We start from the raw sequence: 15,367 nt of genomic DNA on the forward strand, positions 1-15,367 counted from the left end.
AAGTGTATAAGGATATGTCATGATAGATTTACGCAGTGATACCGTCACCCGCCCGGGCCGCGCCATGCGGGAAGCGATGATGGCCGCCCCGGTCGGGGATGACGTGTATGGCGATGACCCGACCGTTAACGAACTCCAGCGCTTTGCCGCCGACCTGGCGGGCAAAGAGGCCGCTATCTTCTTGCCGACCGGCACTCAGGCCAACCTGGTCGCGCTGCTCAGCCACTGCCAGCGCGGCGAAGAGTATATTGTCGGCCAGGGCGCGCATAATTATCTCTACGAAGCCGGCGGCGCGGCGGTGCTCGGCAGTATCCAGCCGCAGCCTATCGACGCCGCAGCTGACGGTTCCCTGCCGCTCGATAAAGTCGCAGCCAAAATCAAACCGGACGATATCCATTTCGCCCCTACCCGGCTACTGTCGCTGGAAAACACCCACAACGGCAAAGTGCTGCCGCGTGAATATCTTAAAGATGCCTGGGAGTTTACGCGTCAGCGCGGCCTGGGGCTGCACGTCGACGGGGCGCGTATCTTTAACGCCGTCGTGGAATACGGCTGCGCGCTGGGTGAGATCACCCGCTACTGCGACTCTTTCACCATCTGTCTGTCTAAAGGTCTCGGCGCGCCGGTAGGCTCGCTGCTGGTGGGGAGCGAAGCGTATATTCGCCGCGCCATCCGCTGGCGGAAAATGGTCGGCGGCGGGATGCGTCAGGCCGGGATTCTGGCCGCGGCGGGCCTGTATGCTTTGCAGAACAACGTCGAGCGTTTAAAAGAGGATCATGATAACGCCGCATGGATGGCAGAACAGCTGCGCGCCGCCGGCGCGGATGTGATGCGTCATGACACCATGCTGTTTGTTCGCGTCGGTGAAGCGCGCGCCGCCGCCCTGGGCGAGTATCTGCGCGAACGCGGAGTGCTGATCAACGCCTCGCCCATCGTGCGCCTGGTGACGCATATTGACGTGAACCGTCAGCAGCTTGCCGAGGTGGTTAGCCACTGGCAGACATTTTTAAATCGCTAAGGAGTCCGGCGTGTCGCAGCGAATTCTGGTGCTTGGCGCCAGCGGTTATATCGGCCAGCATCTGGTGACAAGGCTCAGCGAGCAGGGCTTCACCGTGCTGGCGGCGGCACGCCAGATCGACAGACTCAAGAAGCAGCATCTCCCCGGCGTCGAGTGCTATTCGCTCGATTTAAACCAGCCTGACGCGCTACCCGCCCTGCTGGCGCAGGTTGACACCGTTTATTATCTGGTACACGGGATGGGCGAAGGCGGCGACTTTATCCGCCACGAGCGGCAGGTCGCCCTTAACGTCCGCGACGCGCTGCGCAAGACGCCGGTGAACGAAGTCATTTTTCTCAGTTCGTTACAGGTTGCAGAAGAGGAGCAATCCGATCATCTGCGCGCCCGCCAGATCACCGGCGATCTGCTGCGCGAATCGGGCGTACCGGTAGCGGAAGTTCGCGCCGGCATTATCGTCGGCGCCGGTTCCGCCGCGTTCGAAGTGATGCGCGATATGGTTTACAACCTGCCGGTACTGACGCCGCCGCGCTGGGTGCGCTCGCGCACCACGCCGATTGCGCTGGAAAACTTACTCTATTATCTGCTGCAGCTGCTGAACCATCCTGCGGCAGAGCATCGCATTTTTGAAGCCGCCGGGCCGGAAATTTTGAGCTATCAGCAGCAGTTTATCCGCTTTATGGCAGTCAGCGGCAAACGTCGGCCGTTGATCCCCATTCCTTTTCCGACCCGTTGGATTTCGGTGTGGTTTCTCAACATCATTACTTCAGTGCCGTCAACCACGGCCAGGGCGCTAATTCAGGGGCTAAAGCACGATCTGATCGCCGACGACCGCGCCCTGCGGGCGCTCATCCCGCAACCTCTCATCGCTTTTGATGAAGCGGTGCGCCGCACGCTAAAGGAAGAGGAGCAACTGGTGAACTCCAGCGACTGGGGCTACGATGCGCAGGCCTTTGCCCGCTGGCGCCCAGAGTACGGTTACTACCCGAAACAGGCGGGCTGCACCGTTAACACTTCCGCCAGCCTTGCTGCGCTGTGGAAGGTGGTCAACCAAATTGGCGGCAAAGAGGGCTATTTCTTCGGCAACGCTCTGTGGAAAACTCGCGGAGCGATGGATCTGCTGGTCGGTCACCGGCTGGCAAAAGGTCGCCCGGAAAATGAATATCTGCAGACCGGCGATGCGGTGGACAGCTGGAAGGTGATTATCGTCGAGCCGGAAAAGCAGTTGACGCTGTTATTCGGCATGAAAGCGCCCGGCCTTGGCCGCCTGAGCTTTACCCTGCGCGATAAAGGCGACCATCGCGAACTGGACGTCCGCGCCTGGTGGCACCCGCACGGTATGCCGGGACTCTGCTACTGGTTGCTGATGATCCCGGCGCATCTGTTTATTTTTCGCGGTATGGCCCGACGCATCGCGCACCTGGCGGAGCAAATCACCATCAAATAGAGTATAGGTACAGAATTCTTTCATGATTCTCATTGCATCGTAGTCAGAATCACGGAAAAATGCGCACGAAATTATTTTGTTAAACAGTGGATCGATATGAAGGTACTGGTTACCGGTGCGACCAGCGGATTAGGCCGCAACGCGGTGGAATATCTGCGTAACAGGGGCATTAGCGTCAGAGCGACCGGGCGCAACGAAGCGATGGGCAAGCTTCTGAGCAAAATGGGCGCAGAGTTCGTCCCTGCGGACTTAACCGAGCTGGTCTCTTCGCAGGCCAAAGTGATGCTCGCCGGTATCGATACCCTGTGGCACTGTTCCAGCTTTACTTCACCCTGGGGCACTCAGCAGGCTTTCGATTTAGCCAACGTCCGCGCAACCCGTCGCCTCGGCGAATGGGCGGTTGCCTGGGGCGTACGCAACTTCGTACATATCTCCTCACCGTCGCTCTATTTTGATTACCACCATCATCGCGATGTTCAGGAAGATTTTCGTCCGCAGCGTTTCGCCAACGAATTCGCCCGCAGCAAGGCGGCAAGCGAAGACGTGATCCATCTTCTGGCGCAAGCCAACCCGAATACCCGCTTCACGATCCTGCGTCCGCAAAGCCTGTTTGGCCCGCATGATAAAGTGTTTATTCCGCGTCTGGCGCAGATGATGCAGCACTATGGCAGCGTTCTGTTACCGCGCGGCGGCAGCGCGCTGGTGGACATGACCTATTATGAAAACGCGGTGCACGCGATGTGGCTCGCCAGCCAGCCACAGTGCGACCTTCTGCCCTCGGCCCGGGCGTACAACATCACTAACGGCGAACCGCAAACCTTGCACAGCATCGTGTTGAAACTCATCGATGAGCTGGGGATTAAGTGCCGCATCCGATCGGTTCCCTATCCTATGCTGGATATTATCGCCCGCAGCATGGAGCGCTTTGGCAATAAGTCAGCTAAAGAGCCCGCCTTTACCCACTACGGTGTCTCCAAGCTGAACTTCGATTTTACCCTTGATATCTCTCGCGCTCAGCAGGAGCTGGGCTATCAGCCGGTGGTGAACATGGATGAAGGGATTATCCGCACCGCCGCGTGGTTGAAGGACCACGGCAAGCTGCACTATTAACCGCGCCCGTACTTTTCCAGCAGCGCTTCAGCAATCGCCAGCGTTTGCGCATCGGCAACGCCGTCCCAGCGCGCGGGGCGGAAGTGCATCTGGAAAGCCATAATCACCCGCTTTTGCTGCGCTGGGGTCATTTCCGGCGTCACCTGATAGCCGTAGCGCGCCAGGACGTCCAGCAGCTCGGCAGTGTCTACCGGCTCGTATGACGGACGCCCCTGCAGATAAAACGCCACGCGCCGGGCATCCGGCCATGCGCCAACCCCCTGCTCCGCCAGCCTGTGCCACGGGAACAGCGGCCCCGGATCGTCTTTGCGCTGCGGGGCAATGTCGGCATGCGCGACTACGTTCTGCGGCAGGATCTGATAGCGAGCGATGATGTCCTTCGCCAACGGGATCAGGGCGTCAATCTGCGCCGGATTAAACGGCGTAAAGCTTTTCACCCCCGCCGTTTTTTGCCAGCCGCGATTCTCCAGCTCAATGCCAATCGAGGTATCGTTAATGCGCGTGCTGCCGCGCCAGAAGCTGACCCCCGCATGCCAGGCCAGATCCTCTTCCGGCACCAGCTGCCAGATCCGCGGTTTGCCTCCGTGCAGCGGCGGTTTCTCCGGGATCAGATAGTGAGAGCTCACCTGATTATCCGTCAGCGTCGCTAAGGAAACGTCGAAATCATCGGCGGTATAGTGGATCACCAGCACTTTGATGCGCGGATAAGCGGCCTGCGCCGGATGGCGCGTATCCAGCTGATAGCCATCGCGATCGATAATACCTTTTTCGCTGGCGCAGCCCGCCAGCAGCAGCGCCAGCAGTACGCCTGCCCGGCATCGTTTCATCGGCGGGTCTTCACCGCGGTGCCGCTGACGCTGACCATCAGCATACTGCTGTCTTTTCCCACGGTTTCGTAGTCAATATCAATCCCGACCACCGCATTGGCGCCCAGCGCCTTCGCCTGCTCGCTCAGCTCTTCAAACGCAATTTCGCGGGCCTTGCGCAGCTCTTTTTCATAGGCGCCGGAACGACCGCCGACGATATCGCGAATGCTGGCGAAAAAATCGCGGAATACGTTGGCGCCGAGAATCGCTTCCCCGGTGACGACGCCGCAGTATTCAATGATGGGCTGACCTTCAAGGGTCGGAGTAGTGGAAAATTGCATGATGAAACTCCTTCTTTAGCGTTCAATGCGTTAGCTCTAAGGGTCAAGCACAATCCCTATCTGATACACTATGCTTGAAAAGATATTCTAACGTAGTGAGCTCATAAGGAAATCATCATGCGCTACAAAGTTCTTGCACTCGTCCTCCCCTGCGCGCTGGCGCTCAGCGCCTGTACTACCGTCACGCCTGCCTACAAAGATAACGGCACCCGTAGCGGCCCCTGCATCGAAGGCGGCCCGGATGACGTGGCGCAGAAGTTTTATGACTACCAGCTGCAGAATCGCAATAGCGATTTAACCGCGCTGCGTCCGTACCTGAGCGACGGTCTGGCAAAACTGCTGAACGACGCGCGTCAGGATCCGTCGAACAACGCCCTGCTGCAGTCTAATCTGTTCTCCAGCAGCAGTACCCCGGCCGACAGCGCCGAGGTCGCCAGCGCCTCCACGATCCCCAACCGCGATGCGCGCAACATTCCGCTGCGCGTGGAGCTAAAACAGGGCACCCAAAGCTGGAAGGATGAAGTGCTGATGATTCAGGAAGGCCAGTGCTGGGCGGTAGATGACGTCCGCTACCTCGGCAATAACGGCCATGCGCCGGCAGGCACCCTGCGTCAAAGTCTGGAAAAACGCTAACCGGCCGCTGGCACCTGGCAAAGAATCCCCGGTCTCCTTCAAGGCGCAGACCGGGGGCCGGTAGAGGCGAGGCTCATGGCTGAGCCGGGTAACAAAGCCAACGCTTCTGCGGCCTGAAGTATGACGGGTATAACCCGGTAAAATGTCGGTAATTACTCTGGTATTGCCGACATTTACTTCCCCCGCCTCCACGAAGCCATATTTTGTGCTAACTTTAAATGTAAACGTGGTTTACATTTAACTTTTAACGCATAAATATTGCATAACTATTCTGCCAAAGGTACTATTTGCGGCCTCAATTGCTATTTGTATCAGACTGCCCAGATGAGCATTAAATTAAACGGCATTAATTGCTTCTACGGCGCGCACCAGGCGCTGTTCGACATCACGCTGGATTGCCCGCAGGGGGAAACGCTGGTGCTGCTCGGCCCAAGCGGTGCCGGAAAAAGCTCGCTGCTGCGCGTTCTTAACCTGCTGGAGATGCCGCGTTCCGGCACGCTGAACATCGCCGGGAACCATTTCGACTTTACCAAAGCGCCTTCTGACAAAGCTATCCGCGAGCTGCGCCAGAACGTCGGTATGGTGTTCCAACAGTACAATCTGTGGCCGCATCTGACCGTGCAGCAAAACCTGATTGAAGCGCCTTGCCGCGTGCTCGGTTTAAGCAAAGATCAGGCTTTAGCGCGCGCAGAAAAGCTGCTCGAACGTCTGCGCCTGAAACCCTATAGCGATCGCTACCCGCTGCATCTTTCCGGCGGCCAGCAGCAGCGTGTCGCCATTGCCCGCGCCCTGATGATGGAACCGCAGGTTCTGCTGTTTGATGAACCTACGGCGGCGCTCGATCCAGAAATCACCGCCCAGATCGTCAGTATTATCCGCGAACTGGCTGAAACCGGCATTACGCAGGTCATCGTCACCCACGAAGTGGAAGTGGCGCGTAAAACGGCAAGCCGCGTGGTGTATATGGAAAACGGCCATATCGTTGAACAAGGTGATGCCGGCTGCTTCGCGCATCCGCAGACCGACGCGTTTAAAAACTATCTTTCACATTGATGTTTTCGGGGAAATGACGATGAAAAAAGTACTGATTGCCGCTCTTCTTGCGGGCATGAGCCTCTCCGCTACCGCTGCCCAGACCATTCGTTTCGCCACCGAGGCCTCTTACCCTCCGTTTGAATCGATCGACGCTAATAACAAAATTGTCGGCTTTGACGTCGATCTGGCGAACGCGCTGTGTAAAGAGATTGATGCGACCTGCACCTTTACCAATCAGGCTTTCGACAGCCTGATTCCCAGCCTGAAGTTCCGCCGTTTCGACGCGGTAATGGCCGGGATGGATATCACCCCTGAGCGTGAAAAGCAGGTGCTGTTCACGACCCCGTACTATGAAAACTCTGCGCTGTTTGTCGGCCAGCAGGGTAAATTCACCAGCATCGATCAGCTGAAAGGCAAAAAAGTCGGCGTGCAGAACGGCACCACTCACCAGAAATTCATCACCGACAAACATCCGGAAATCACTACCGTTCCTTACGACAGCTACCAGAATGCGAAGCTGGACCTGCAGAACGGCCGTATTGACGCCGTGTTTGGCGATACCGCAGTGGTGACAGAATGGCTGAAGAGCAATCCGAAGCTGGGAGCAGTCGGCGACAAAGTTACCGATAAAGACTACTTCGGCACCGGTCTCGGCATTGCGCTGCGCCAGGGCAATACCGAGCTGCAGCAGAAATTTAACGCTGCGCTGGAAAAAGTGAAGAGCGATGGGACTTACCAGTCTATCTATAACAAATGGTTCCAGAAGTAACGCTGAATGAACGAATTTTTTCCATTAGCAAGCGCCGCCGGGATGACCGTCGGCCTTGCCGTTTGCGCCCTGATCATCGGTCTGGTGCTGGCGATGCTGTTTGCCGTCCTCGAGTCGGTGAAGCTGCGTCCGGTCGCCTGGCTCGCAACCGGCATTGTCACCCTTTTGCGCGGACTACCGGAAATCCTGGTAGTTCTGTTTATCTATTTTGGTTCCTCTCAGCTGCTGCTGACCCTTTCTGACGGCTTTACTATTAATCTCGGCATTGTGCAGATCCCGGTACAGATGCAGATTGAAAATTTTGACGTCAGCCCGTTCCTGTGTGGGGCTATCGCGCTTTCTCTGCTGTATGCCGCTTACGCATCGCAAACGCTGCGCGGGGCGCTTAAAGCCGTTCCGCAGGGGCAATGGGAATCCGGTCAGGCGCTGGGATTATCAAAAGCCGCTATTTTCTTCCGCCTGGTGATGCCGCAGATGTGGCGCCACGCGCTGCCGGGCCTCGGCAACCAGTGGCTGGTGCTGCTGAAGGATACCGCACTGGTGAGCCTCATTAGCGTCAACGATCTGATGCTGCAAACCAAAAGTATCGCTACCCGAACCCAGGAGCCGTTTAACTGGTATATCATCGCGGCAGCAATCTATCTGGTCATCACCCTGTTGAGTCAGTACATTCTGAAACGTATTGATCAGCGAGCGACGCGCTTCGAACGGAGACCAGGCTGATGCTTGATTACTTACCCGAACTGCTAAAAGGGCTGCATACCAGCCTGACGCTGACCGCGGCCTCGATCGTCGTGGCGCTGATTTTGTCGCTAATCTTCACCATCATCCTGACGTTAAAAACCCCGGGGCTGGTGTGGGTCGTGCGCGGCTATATCACGCTGTTTACCGGCACGCCGCTGCTGGTGCAGATCTTCCTGATTTACTACGGCCCGGGCCAGTTTCCGTCGCTGCAGGAGTATCCGCTGCTCTGGCATCTGATTTCCGAGCCCTGGCTCTGCGCGCTGATTGCCCTTTCTCTTAACAGCGCCGCTTATACCACCCAGCTGTTCTATGGCGCAATCCGCGCCATTCCGGACGGCCAGTGGCAATCCTGCGGCGCGCTGGGGATGAGTAAGAAGGATACGCTGGCGATCCTGCTGCCGTACGCTTTTAAACGCGCCCTCTCCTCCTACTCCAATGAAGTGGTGCTGGTGTTTAAGAGCACGTCCCTGGCCTACACCATTACCCTGATGGAAGTAATGGGCCACAGCCAGCTGCTCTATGGACGCACCTATGATGTAATGGTGTTCGGCGCCGCAGGCATCGTTTATCTGGTGGTCAATGGCCTGCTGACGCTACTGATGCGTCTGGTGGAACATAAAGCGCTGGCCTTTGAGCGACGCAATTAAAAACGCATATCCAGCCAAATCAAGACGGGTAGTTCACTGAATTACCCGTCTTTTTTTATTCAAACCAAAATAAATATCCATATTTATTGAATATAAATTCATTTAGTGGCATTGTTACTGCCAGCCGCTGACACGGCACAACAACATAAGATTGACCGACGGGAGTTCCACGATGAAAAAGTTAGTTCTGGCCGCACTGCTTAGTTCTTTCGCCTTTGGCGCCGCTGCCGCAGAAAAAATCAGCTTTGGCGTTTCTGCAACTTACCCACCGTTTGAATCGATGGACGCCAATAACCAAATCGCCGGTTTCGACATCGACCTGGCCAACGCGCTGTGCAAACAGATGCAGGCCGAGTGTACTTTTACCAACCATGCCTTCGACAGCCTGATCCCGGCGCTCAAATTCAAGAAATATGATGCGGTCATCTCCGGCATGGACATTACCCCGGAGCGTAGCAAGCAGGTGGCGTTTACCGACCCGTACTACGCTAACTCCGCGCTGGTTATCTCGAAGAAAGATGCTTTCCACTCTTTCGCCGATCTGAAAGGCAAGCGCATCGGGATGGAAAACGGCACCACGCACCAGAAATACCTCCAGGATAAACATCCGGAAGTGAAAACCGTGGCTTACGATAGCTACCAGAATGCGTTCATCGACCTGAAAAATGGCCGTATTGATGGGGTGTTTGGCGATACCGCCGTGGTCAACGAATGGCTGAAAACCAACCCGCAGCTGGGCGCGGCAACGCCGAAAGTCACCGACGCGCAGTACTTCGGTACCGGCCTCGGCATTGCGGTACGCCCGGATAACAAAGCGCTGCTGGAAAAACTGAACGCCGCGCTGAAGGCGATTAAAGCTGACGGTACCTACGATAAAATCAGCAAGCAGTGGTTCCCGGAGTAAACCCTCCCGGAGGCGGCGCTTGACGCGCCTGTCCGGGCTACCGGCCCGCAGACAGCCGTGGCCCCGTAGCCCGGGCTACCGTTGAGCAGACAGCGCTAAACCTGTATCCCGAGCAACCAATCCGCCACCTTAAACCGGCAGGGTAAACTGGAAACAGGCTCCTGCCGGCGCTTCAAGCAGGCGAATATCGCCGCCGTGCAGCTGCAGCATCCGCCGGACAATCATTAATCCCAACCCTCCTCTCGATGCGCTTTGCGCGCCAGGTTCCAGCACCGAAGGTCGTTCAAACAAGGTTGCCCGCAGCTCGCCGGCGATGCCCGGCCCGCTATCGGCCACCTCGACGATAATCTCTGGCCCTGCCCGCCGAGCCGCCAGGCGAATAACCCCCCCCTCCGGCGTATGACGAATGGCGTTATCGAGCAAATTGGTCAACACCCGTTCAATCATTGAGAGATCGGCGGTGACCGGCGGTAATCCGGCAGCCAGCTCCAGCTGCAAACCGATATTGCGCGTCGCGACGGGCAGATCGAATTTTTGCGCCACATCCTGCACCAGCTCGGCCAGCACGAACGTTTCCGGCTGCGGCTTAATCCCACCGTGCTCCAGGCGGGCCAGCTCAAACAGCTGCTGAGAAAGATGGCGCACTTTATTGCCCTGGCGCAGCGCGATATTCAAATACTGCTTGTTCTCTTCCATCGTCAGGCGATCGGCCTTCAGGCTTAACGTTTCCAGATATCCCAGCAAGGAGGTGAGCGGCGTGCGTAAATCATGGGAGATATTGGCAACGAACTCCCGCCGCTGACGGTCGCTATCGGCCAGACGATCCCACTGCCCGGCAATCTGGCGGGCCAGTTCAATAAAGCGGTTATGCAGTACGGCGACTTCGTTTCCCGGATTCGCCTCCGGGGTTTGCGCCGCCAGCGCCTTAATCGCATGGATGCTGTCCTGCTCATTCGTAGCCACCAGCGCGGTGAGCTGACGCACCGGGCGCGTGACCCACCGCCAGGCGAGCAGTCCCGCCAGCAGGCCGAGAGCGGCCACCAGCAGCAGAGTCCACAGCAGCAGGCTGGACAGTGTTTTCAGCCAGGCGCTTGCCGCCAGTTCATTAAAGGTTTCGCCCTGCAGAATGATATAGAGATAGCCGCGTAGCTGACCGTCCTGGCGCAGCGGCGCCACGCTAAATACTTTTTGTTTATCAAGGCTGCGCGGATCGTCGCCGTATACCGGCCACGCGCCGCCGGAAAGGAACGTCTGCACCGGCGCCAGATCGATGCGCTGACGTTTGATATGACCGGGCGGCGCAGCGTCGGCCAGCAGCTCGCCGTCGGGCGAAAGCAGATACAGTTCCACGCTGGGGTTGAAGGTCATCAGCCGGTCGAAAAGCGGTTTCAGCATCCGGCGGTCAACCTGCCCCTGAGCGTCCAGCAGCGGCTCGCGAGCGGCGATTTGCTGCGCCAGCCCGGCGGAAAGACGCTGGACCATCACGTTGCCGTACTGCGCGCTGCTGTAGAGCTGGATCAGGCAAACGGCTAACGCACAAAGCAGCAGTAACGAGGTAAACACCAGCGCCAGGCGCTGGCTGAGGCTGAGACGGCGGATCATGGCTGCGCCTCTTTGCGCTCCACGGCAAATTTATAGCCTTTACCCCAGACGGTCAAAATGATGTCCGGCTCCGCCGGGTCACGCTCAATTTTGGTGCGCAGACGGTTGATATGGGTATTGACCGTATGCTCATAGCCGTCGTGCTGATAGCCCCACACCCGATCGAGCAGCTCAAGACGGGAAAAGACCTCCCCGGGGTGACGAGCAAAATAGTATAAAAGATCGAACTCGCGCGGGGTGAGATCCACCATCTCGCCGCGCAGCTTAACGTCGCGGGATAGAGGATCGATGCTCAAGCCGTGGCTATTGATACGCCCGGCATCCATTAACAAATTTTGCCCCATCGCCTCCTGGCGACGGAACACCGCTTTGACCCGGGCGGTCAGTTCGAGAATCGAAAAGGGTTTGGCCAGATAATCATCCGCTCCTATCTCCAGCCCCTGTACCCGCTGGGTTTCGCTGGCGCGAGCGCTGATAATGATAACCGGCAGATAGCGGGTTTGCTGACGAATGTGCCGACAAATTTCCAGACCGTCTACGCCCGGCAGCATCAGGTCGAGGATCACCGCATCCCAAAGCTCTTTTTCCAGCAGGCGCAGGGCCTGGGCTCCGTCCGCCACGTGGACAATCTGATAGCCCTCATCCAGCAGATTCAGGCGCAGCAGCGCGGCGATATCTTCATCATCTTCAACCAACAGAATTTTTTTTGCCACCGGCAGCACTCCGCTATTCTTACGTTCTGATAAGCCAAGCTTACCCGATCTTTGCCGGCTGAAGAGTTCACATTTTGTTTATACTTCGCGAACCAGCAGGGTCAACACCTCATAGTGGGCGGTATGCGGGAACATATCGAATAGCTGGACGCGCGCGATGCGGTAGCCATTCAACCGGGCGATATCTTTCGCCATCGTGCGGGCGTTGCAGCTGGAGTAGATAATAAAATCCGGCGCCATACGGTTTAAATAGTCGCACAGTCCGTCGCCGATACCCCGACGCGGCGGGTTCACCAGTACCAGATCGGGAATTTCGCCTTCGCCGGTAGCAAACTGCGTGGAATCGAGCGCCTGGAAATGCAGATTCTGCAGTCCGAGCTGCGCCGCCGATTGTCTGGCGCAGGCGATGGCCTCAGCGGCAATCTCAATCCCGGTCAGGCGCATCTCCGGCGTGGCGCAGTGCAGACCAAAGCCGCCAACGCCGCAAAAGAGATCCCACATATGATTAACCGGTAGCTGGCGCACCCAGTCGCGAGCGGTGGCATACAGCCGGCTGGCCACCGCCGGGTTGGTCTGAAAGAAGCTTTGCGGGCGGATCCATAGCGGCACGCCGTTAAAGTTTTCCGCCAGCGCCTGCTGGTCGGTGAGGAAAATTTCCCGCTCTCCTTCCATGATGGCCATATGCACCGGCTGAATATTGGCGGTAATCACCTGCAGCTGCGGCAGCAGCGCCTGAAGCTCCGGCAGCGCGGCGCGCAGCTGGGCAAGCTTGGTCTCCGAACGCAGGACAAAGCGCAGCATCATACCGCCGTCGAACCGGCTTTCGGTCAGCAGAATGTACTTCAGCTCTCCGCGCCTGCGGGCAACGTTATAGGGCGTGAGCCCGGCGCGAGCGATAAACGGCTTGAGCGCAGCGAAGACGGGCGCGAAGCTTTGCGGATAAAGCGGGCAGTCGGTCAGGTCTTCCGGGGCGCCATCACGGTGCAGCATTCCGAGCAGCGGGCGCTCTACGCTACCGCTGACCACCATTTTCGCTTTGTTGCGAAACCCGCTTTCCGGGCCGCAAACCGGCGCGCACCATTCAGCGACGGGCGCATCGGCGAGAAGCGTGCGCAAATCGGCCATTTTATCGGCGAGCTGTTGCGATACCGGCAGTTCCAGCCACTGGCAGGAGCGACAGCGGCCCGCGTCATAGAGTGCGCAGTGCATAACAAGACCTTCAAAAAAACAGGGGCGGGGATTGTATCACCGTTACTGTAAACGGAAAAAGCGTCGGCACGGGGCCGGAACAAACAGCATGGCCAGCACCAGTAGATCCGGCAGCTTTTGCAGCACCAGAGAACGAAATATTTCGCGCTTCGATTCACCGGCAATGCTAAACAGCTCAGGATAACCGTAGCCCAAAGAAGCGGCCCACAGGTAGCCAATCACGATAATCTGCGTCAACAGGAACAGCCAACGCGCCCAGTTGCGCCCTTTTACCAGCGAAAACGCGCACCAGATTTCAATAAATACCAGCACCAGACTTGAGAGAAACACCAGGGTGAGCGCCCACGTCTGCACGCTGCGATGGACAAAATCCGCGATTCCCTGAACGCCAAGCTGGTTGAGGATCATCAGCAAATCCAGGCCGCGGATTAAAATAATGGCGAAGGCCGCCACCTGCACCAGCGCAGGAACGTTAAGACGAGCATGAGACGAACGCGTTTTAGTAAACAATCCCAACGTAAAGTCTTCCATGAAAACGGCGCCACAAATGCGGCGCCGATGTTAACTCTATTGCAGATTTTAGGTGGTTCAGCCGCTTCTTGCACGCTGGATATCGCGCACCCGCTGCTTTTCCGCGCGGGCCATCAAATACCAGGCGATAAAACCAACAATGCCGACCACGCCGAGGATTAACGTTGCCAGGGCATTAATCTCCGGGTTAACCCCCATGCGCACGCTGGAGAAGACCAGCATCGGCAGCGTCGTCGCCCCCGGCCCGGAAACAAAGCTGGCAATAACCAGGTCGTCGAGCGACAACGTAAAGGCCAGCAGCCAACCGGAGACCACCGCCGGCATAATCATCGGCAGCGTAATGACGAAAAAGACCTTCAGCGGCGCGGCGCCCAGATCCATCGCCGCCTCTTCAATAGAGTGGTCCAGCTCACGCAGGCGCGATGAAATGACCACCGCGACGTACGCGGTACAGAAGGTCACGTGCGCCAGCCAGATGGTCAGCATGCCGCGATCTGACGGCCAGCCAATTGAATGCCCCAGCGCGACAAACAGCAGCAGCAGCGACAGGCCGGTAATCACATCGGGCATCACCAGCGGCGCGGTGATCATAAAAGCAAAGCCGTTTGAACCGCGGAAGCGGCCAAAACGCACCATCACCACTGCGGCAATGGTACCGAGGATCGCCGCCGCCGTCGCGGCGCAGGCGGCAATGGTCAGGCTTAAGCCTACCGCGCTCATCATCGCATCGTCATGAAACAGCTCGCGATACCAGCGCGTCGACCATCCGGCCCATACCGTCACCAGCTTTGAGCTGTTGAACGAGTAAATCACCAGCATCAGCATCGGCGCATACAGAAAGGTAAAGCCAAGCAGCAAAATGACGATTCGCCACGGCGAACGGACTACCGGTAAATTATTCATCCGTGTTCCCCCACCTGTTTTTGCTGATGCTTGTGGAACCACATGATCGGTACGATCAGCAACAGCAGCATCACGATCGCTACCGCCGAAGCCACCGGCCAGTCGCGGTTGTTAAAGAACTCCTGCCACAGCACGCGGCCAATCATAATACTGTCCGGGCCGCCCAGCAGTTCCGGGATAACGAACTCCCCTACCGCCGGAATAAACACCAGCATCGACCCGGCAATAATCCCGCCTTTGGTGAGCGGGACGATCACCTGGAAGAAGGTCTTCAGCGGCCGGGCGCCCAGATCCAGCGACGCCTCAACCAGCGAGTAATCGATGCGCGTGAGGGCGGTATAAATCGGTAGCACCATAAACGGCAGATAGGCGTAAACAATACCGATATAGACCGCCAGGTTGGTGTGCAGGATCTCCAGAGGCTGGTCGATAACCCCCAGCCACAGCAGGAAGTTGTTCAGCACGCCGTTGCTTTTCAGCAGCCCCATCCAGGCATAGACGCGGATCAGGAACGACGTCCATGACGGCAGAATGACCAGCAGCAGCAGGATATTCCGGGTCGATGGCTTACTATGCGCCACCGCCCACGCCAGCGGATAACCCAGCAGCAGACAGCAGAACGTCGAGATCCCTGCCACCTGGAGCGACTGCAGATACGCCTCAAAATAGAGAGGATCGTCGGTAAGCTGCAGGAAATTACCGAGATTCAGCGTTAACGTTAGCTGGCCGTCGGCCCACTCCAGCAGATCGGTGTAGGGCGGGATCGCCCGCGCCATCTCCGCCAGGCTGATTTTAAAGACGATCAGAAATGGCAGCAGGAACAGCAGGATCAGCCATATGTACGGCAGCGCAATCACCAGCTTGCGTCCGTGGGCCATCTGCAGCCGCGCCAGCCACAGCGCGAAACCGCCCGGTTTGTTTACGCCTGACGGGGGTTCTAATGTACTCATAGCCCTCT

General features: G+C 57.6%; 17 protein-coding genes. 9 read left to right on the plus strand and 8 right to left on the minus strand.

All coding sequences use genetic code 11. From position 1 onward, the window contains the following. Positions 1–19: 19 nt before the first annotated feature. The 3 genes from ltaE (at position 20) to HMPREF3178_RS08605 (ending at position 3,572) form a co-directional block, all read left to right on the plus strand. Positions 20–1,018 carry a low-specificity L-threonine aldolase gene (ltaE, locus tag HMPREF3178_RS08595; protein WP_017146215.1) on the plus strand — a complete coding sequence of 333 codons (999 nt, stop codon included), beginning with the start codon at positions 20–22 and terminating at the stop codon, positions 1,016–1,018. A 10-nt stretch (positions 1,019–1,028) separates the two neighbouring features. Then, the gene (locus HMPREF3178_RS08600) at positions 1,029–2,462 is read left to right on the plus strand and encodes a DUF2867 domain-containing protein (RefSeq protein ID WP_017146216.1); all 1,434 of its coding nucleotides are present in this window, start codon (positions 1,029–1,031) and stop codon (positions 2,460–2,462) included. A 96-nt stretch (positions 2,463–2,558) separates the two neighbouring features. Continuing rightward, positions 2,559–3,572, plus strand: coding sequence for an NAD-dependent epimerase/dehydratase family protein (locus tag HMPREF3178_RS08605; RefSeq protein WP_004100611.1), 1,014 nt, complete (start codon positions 2,559–2,561; stop codon positions 3,570–3,572). On the opposite strand, the gene HMPREF3178_RS08610 is transcribed toward HMPREF3178_RS08605, so the two are convergent. Together HMPREF3178_RS08610 and HMPREF3178_RS08615 are read right to left on the minus strand one after the other, a co-directional pair. Then, positions 3,569–4,399: an N-acetylmuramoyl-L-alanine amidase gene (locus HMPREF3178_RS08610; protein ID WP_016808078.1), complete on the minus strand. Its 831-nt coding sequence runs from the start codon at positions 4,397–4,399 to the stop codon at positions 3,569–3,571. The genes HMPREF3178_RS08605 and HMPREF3178_RS08610 overlap by 4 nt on opposite strands. After that, positions 4,396–4,719 carry a heavy metal-binding domain-containing protein gene (locus HMPREF3178_RS08615; RefSeq protein ID WP_004100606.1) on the minus strand — a complete coding sequence of 108 codons (324 nt, stop codon included), beginning with the start codon at positions 4,717–4,719 and terminating at the stop codon, positions 4,396–4,398. The genes HMPREF3178_RS08610 and HMPREF3178_RS08615 overlap by 4 nt, the downstream gene beginning before the upstream one ends. 117 nt (positions 4,720–4,836) lie before the next feature. On the opposite strand from HMPREF3178_RS08615, the gene HMPREF3178_RS08620 reads away from it, so the two are divergent. From HMPREF3178_RS08620 to artJ, 6 genes are all read left to right on the plus strand, one after another. Beyond that, positions 4,837–5,352: a lipoprotein gene (locus HMPREF3178_RS08620; RefSeq protein WP_004100604.1), complete on the plus strand. Its 516-nt coding sequence runs from the start codon at positions 4,837–4,839 to the stop codon at positions 5,350–5,352. 324 nt (positions 5,353–5,676) lie between these two features. After that, positions 5,677–6,405 carry an arginine ABC transporter ATP-binding protein ArtP gene (gene artP, locus HMPREF3178_RS08625; RefSeq protein WP_004100602.1) on the plus strand — a complete coding sequence of 243 codons (729 nt, stop codon included), beginning with the start codon at positions 5,677–5,679 and terminating at the stop codon, positions 6,403–6,405. Between the two features lie 19 nt (positions 6,406–6,424). Beyond that, the gene (gene artI, locus HMPREF3178_RS08630; protein ID WP_004111833.1) at positions 6,425–7,156 is read left to right on the plus strand and encodes an arginine ABC transporter substrate-binding protein ArtI; all 732 of its coding nucleotides are present in this window, start codon (positions 6,425–6,427) and stop codon (positions 7,154–7,156) included. Positions 7,157–7,162: 6 nt separating this feature from the next. Continuing rightward, a complete protein-coding gene (artQ, locus tag HMPREF3178_RS08635) occupies positions 7,163–7,879 on the plus strand; it encodes an arginine ABC transporter permease ArtQ (RefSeq protein ID WP_004100599.1) in 717 nt (238 codons plus the stop codon). Continuing rightward, positions 7,879–8,547 (plus strand): arginine ABC transporter permease ArtM, encoded by a 669-nt coding sequence (artM, locus tag HMPREF3178_RS08640; RefSeq protein WP_004100597.1) that lies wholly within the window; start codon positions 7,879–7,881, stop codon positions 8,545–8,547. Before artQ ends, artM begins: the two co-directional genes overlap by 1 nt. 172 nt (positions 8,548–8,719) lie before the next feature. Continuing rightward, positions 8,720–9,451, plus strand: coding sequence for an arginine ABC transporter substrate-binding protein ArtJ (artJ, locus tag HMPREF3178_RS08645; RefSeq protein WP_017146217.1), 732 nt, complete (start codon positions 8,720–8,722; stop codon positions 9,449–9,451). 129 nt (positions 9,452–9,580) lie between these two features. Here artJ and HMPREF3178_RS08650 read toward each other — a convergent pair whose 3' ends face one another. The 6 genes from HMPREF3178_RS08650 to potH all read right to left on the minus strand — a co-directional run bounded on the left by HMPREF3178_RS08650 (position 9,581) and on the right by potH (position 15,359). Further along, on the minus strand, positions 9,581–11,053 hold the full coding sequence (locus HMPREF3178_RS08650) for a sensor histidine kinase (protein WP_004100593.1): 1,473 nt from the start codon (positions 11,051–11,053) through the stop codon (positions 9,581–9,583). Then, positions 11,050–11,766: a response regulator transcription factor gene (locus HMPREF3178_RS08655; protein WP_029496848.1), complete on the minus strand. Its 717-nt coding sequence runs from the start codon at positions 11,764–11,766 to the stop codon at positions 11,050–11,052. Before HMPREF3178_RS08655 ends, HMPREF3178_RS08650 begins: the two co-directional genes overlap by 4 nt. Before the next feature lie 78 nt (positions 11,767–11,844). After that, entirely contained in the window at positions 11,845–12,975 is a 1,131-nt protein-coding gene (gene rlmC / locus HMPREF3178_RS08660; RefSeq protein WP_017146219.1) for a 23S rRNA (uracil(747)-C(5))-methyltransferase RlmC, read from the minus strand. A gap of 42 nt (positions 12,976–13,017) precedes the next feature. Then, positions 13,018–13,506 carry a YbjO family protein gene (locus HMPREF3178_RS08665; RefSeq protein WP_004100588.1) on the minus strand — a complete coding sequence of 163 codons (489 nt, stop codon included), beginning with the start codon at positions 13,504–13,506 and terminating at the stop codon, positions 13,018–13,020. A 57-nt stretch (positions 13,507–13,563) separates the two neighbouring features. Next, positions 13,564–14,409, minus strand: coding sequence for a putrescine ABC transporter permease PotI (gene potI / locus HMPREF3178_RS08670; protein WP_004100585.1), 846 nt, complete (start codon positions 14,407–14,409; stop codon positions 13,564–13,566). Next, on the minus strand, positions 14,406–15,359 hold the full coding sequence (potH, locus tag HMPREF3178_RS08675; RefSeq protein WP_004100583.1) for a putrescine ABC transporter permease PotH: 954 nt from the start codon (positions 15,357–15,359) through the stop codon (positions 14,406–14,408). The genes potI and potH overlap by 4 nt, the downstream gene beginning before the upstream one ends. Positions 15,360–15,367: the final 8 nt, after the last annotated feature.

Source organism: Klebsiella sp. HMSC09D12, from assembly GCF_001808475.1.
Classification (GTDB): Bacteria; Pseudomonadota; Gammaproteobacteria; order Enterobacterales; family Enterobacteriaceae; genus Klebsiella; species Klebsiella oxytoca.

What these genes read in the sequence shown, in the direction of transcription:
- ltaE (WP_017146215.1), top strand. Translation starts at nt 20, where the DNA reads ATGATAGATTTACGCAGTGATACCGTCACCCGCCCGGGCCGCGCCATG.
- HMPREF3178_RS08605 (WP_004100611.1), top strand. Translation starts at nt 2,559, where the DNA reads ATGAAGGTACTGGTTACCGGTGCGACCAGCGGATTAGGCCGCAACGCG.
- HMPREF3178_RS08610 (WP_016808078.1), bottom strand. Translation starts at nt 4,399, where the DNA reads ATGAAACGATGCCGGGCAGGCGTACTGCTGGCGCTGCTGCTGGCGGGC.
- HMPREF3178_RS08615 (WP_004100606.1), bottom strand. Translation starts at nt 4,719, where the DNA reads ATGCAATTTTCCACTACTCCGACCCTTGAAGGTCAGCCCATCATTGAA.
- HMPREF3178_RS08620 (WP_004100604.1), top strand. Translation starts at nt 4,837, where the DNA reads ATGCGCTACAAAGTTCTTGCACTCGTCCTCCCCTGCGCGCTGGCGCTC.
- artP (WP_004100602.1), top strand. Translation starts at nt 5,677, where the DNA reads ATGAGCATTAAATTAAACGGCATTAATTGCTTCTACGGCGCGCACCAG.
- artI (WP_004111833.1), top strand. Translation starts at nt 6,425, where the DNA reads ATGAAAAAAGTACTGATTGCCGCTCTTCTTGCGGGCATGAGCCTCTCC.
- artQ (WP_004100599.1), top strand. Translation starts at nt 7,163, where the DNA reads ATGAACGAATTTTTTCCATTAGCAAGCGCCGCCGGGATGACCGTCGGC.
- artM (WP_004100597.1), top strand. Translation starts at nt 7,879, where the DNA reads ATGCTTGATTACTTACCCGAACTGCTAAAAGGGCTGCATACCAGCCTG.
- artJ (WP_017146217.1), top strand. Translation starts at nt 8,720, where the DNA reads ATGAAAAAGTTAGTTCTGGCCGCACTGCTTAGTTCTTTCGCCTTTGGC.
- HMPREF3178_RS08650 (WP_004100593.1), bottom strand. Translation starts at nt 11,053, where the DNA reads ATGATCCGCCGTCTCAGCCTCAGCCAGCGCCTGGCGCTGGTGTTTACC.
- rlmC (WP_017146219.1), bottom strand. Translation starts at nt 12,975, where the DNA reads ATGCACTGCGCACTCTATGACGCGGGCCGCTGTCGCTCCTGCCAGTGG.
- HMPREF3178_RS08665 (WP_004100588.1), bottom strand. Translation starts at nt 13,506, where the DNA reads ATGGAAGACTTTACGTTGGGATTGTTTACTAAAACGCGTTCGTCTCAT.
- potI (WP_004100585.1), bottom strand. Translation starts at nt 14,409, where the DNA reads ATGAATAATTTACCGGTAGTCCGTTCGCCGTGGCGAATCGTCATTTTG.
- potH (WP_004100583.1), bottom strand. Translation starts at nt 15,359, where the DNA reads ATGAGTACATTAGAACCCCCGTCAGGCGTAAACAAACCGGGCGGTTTC.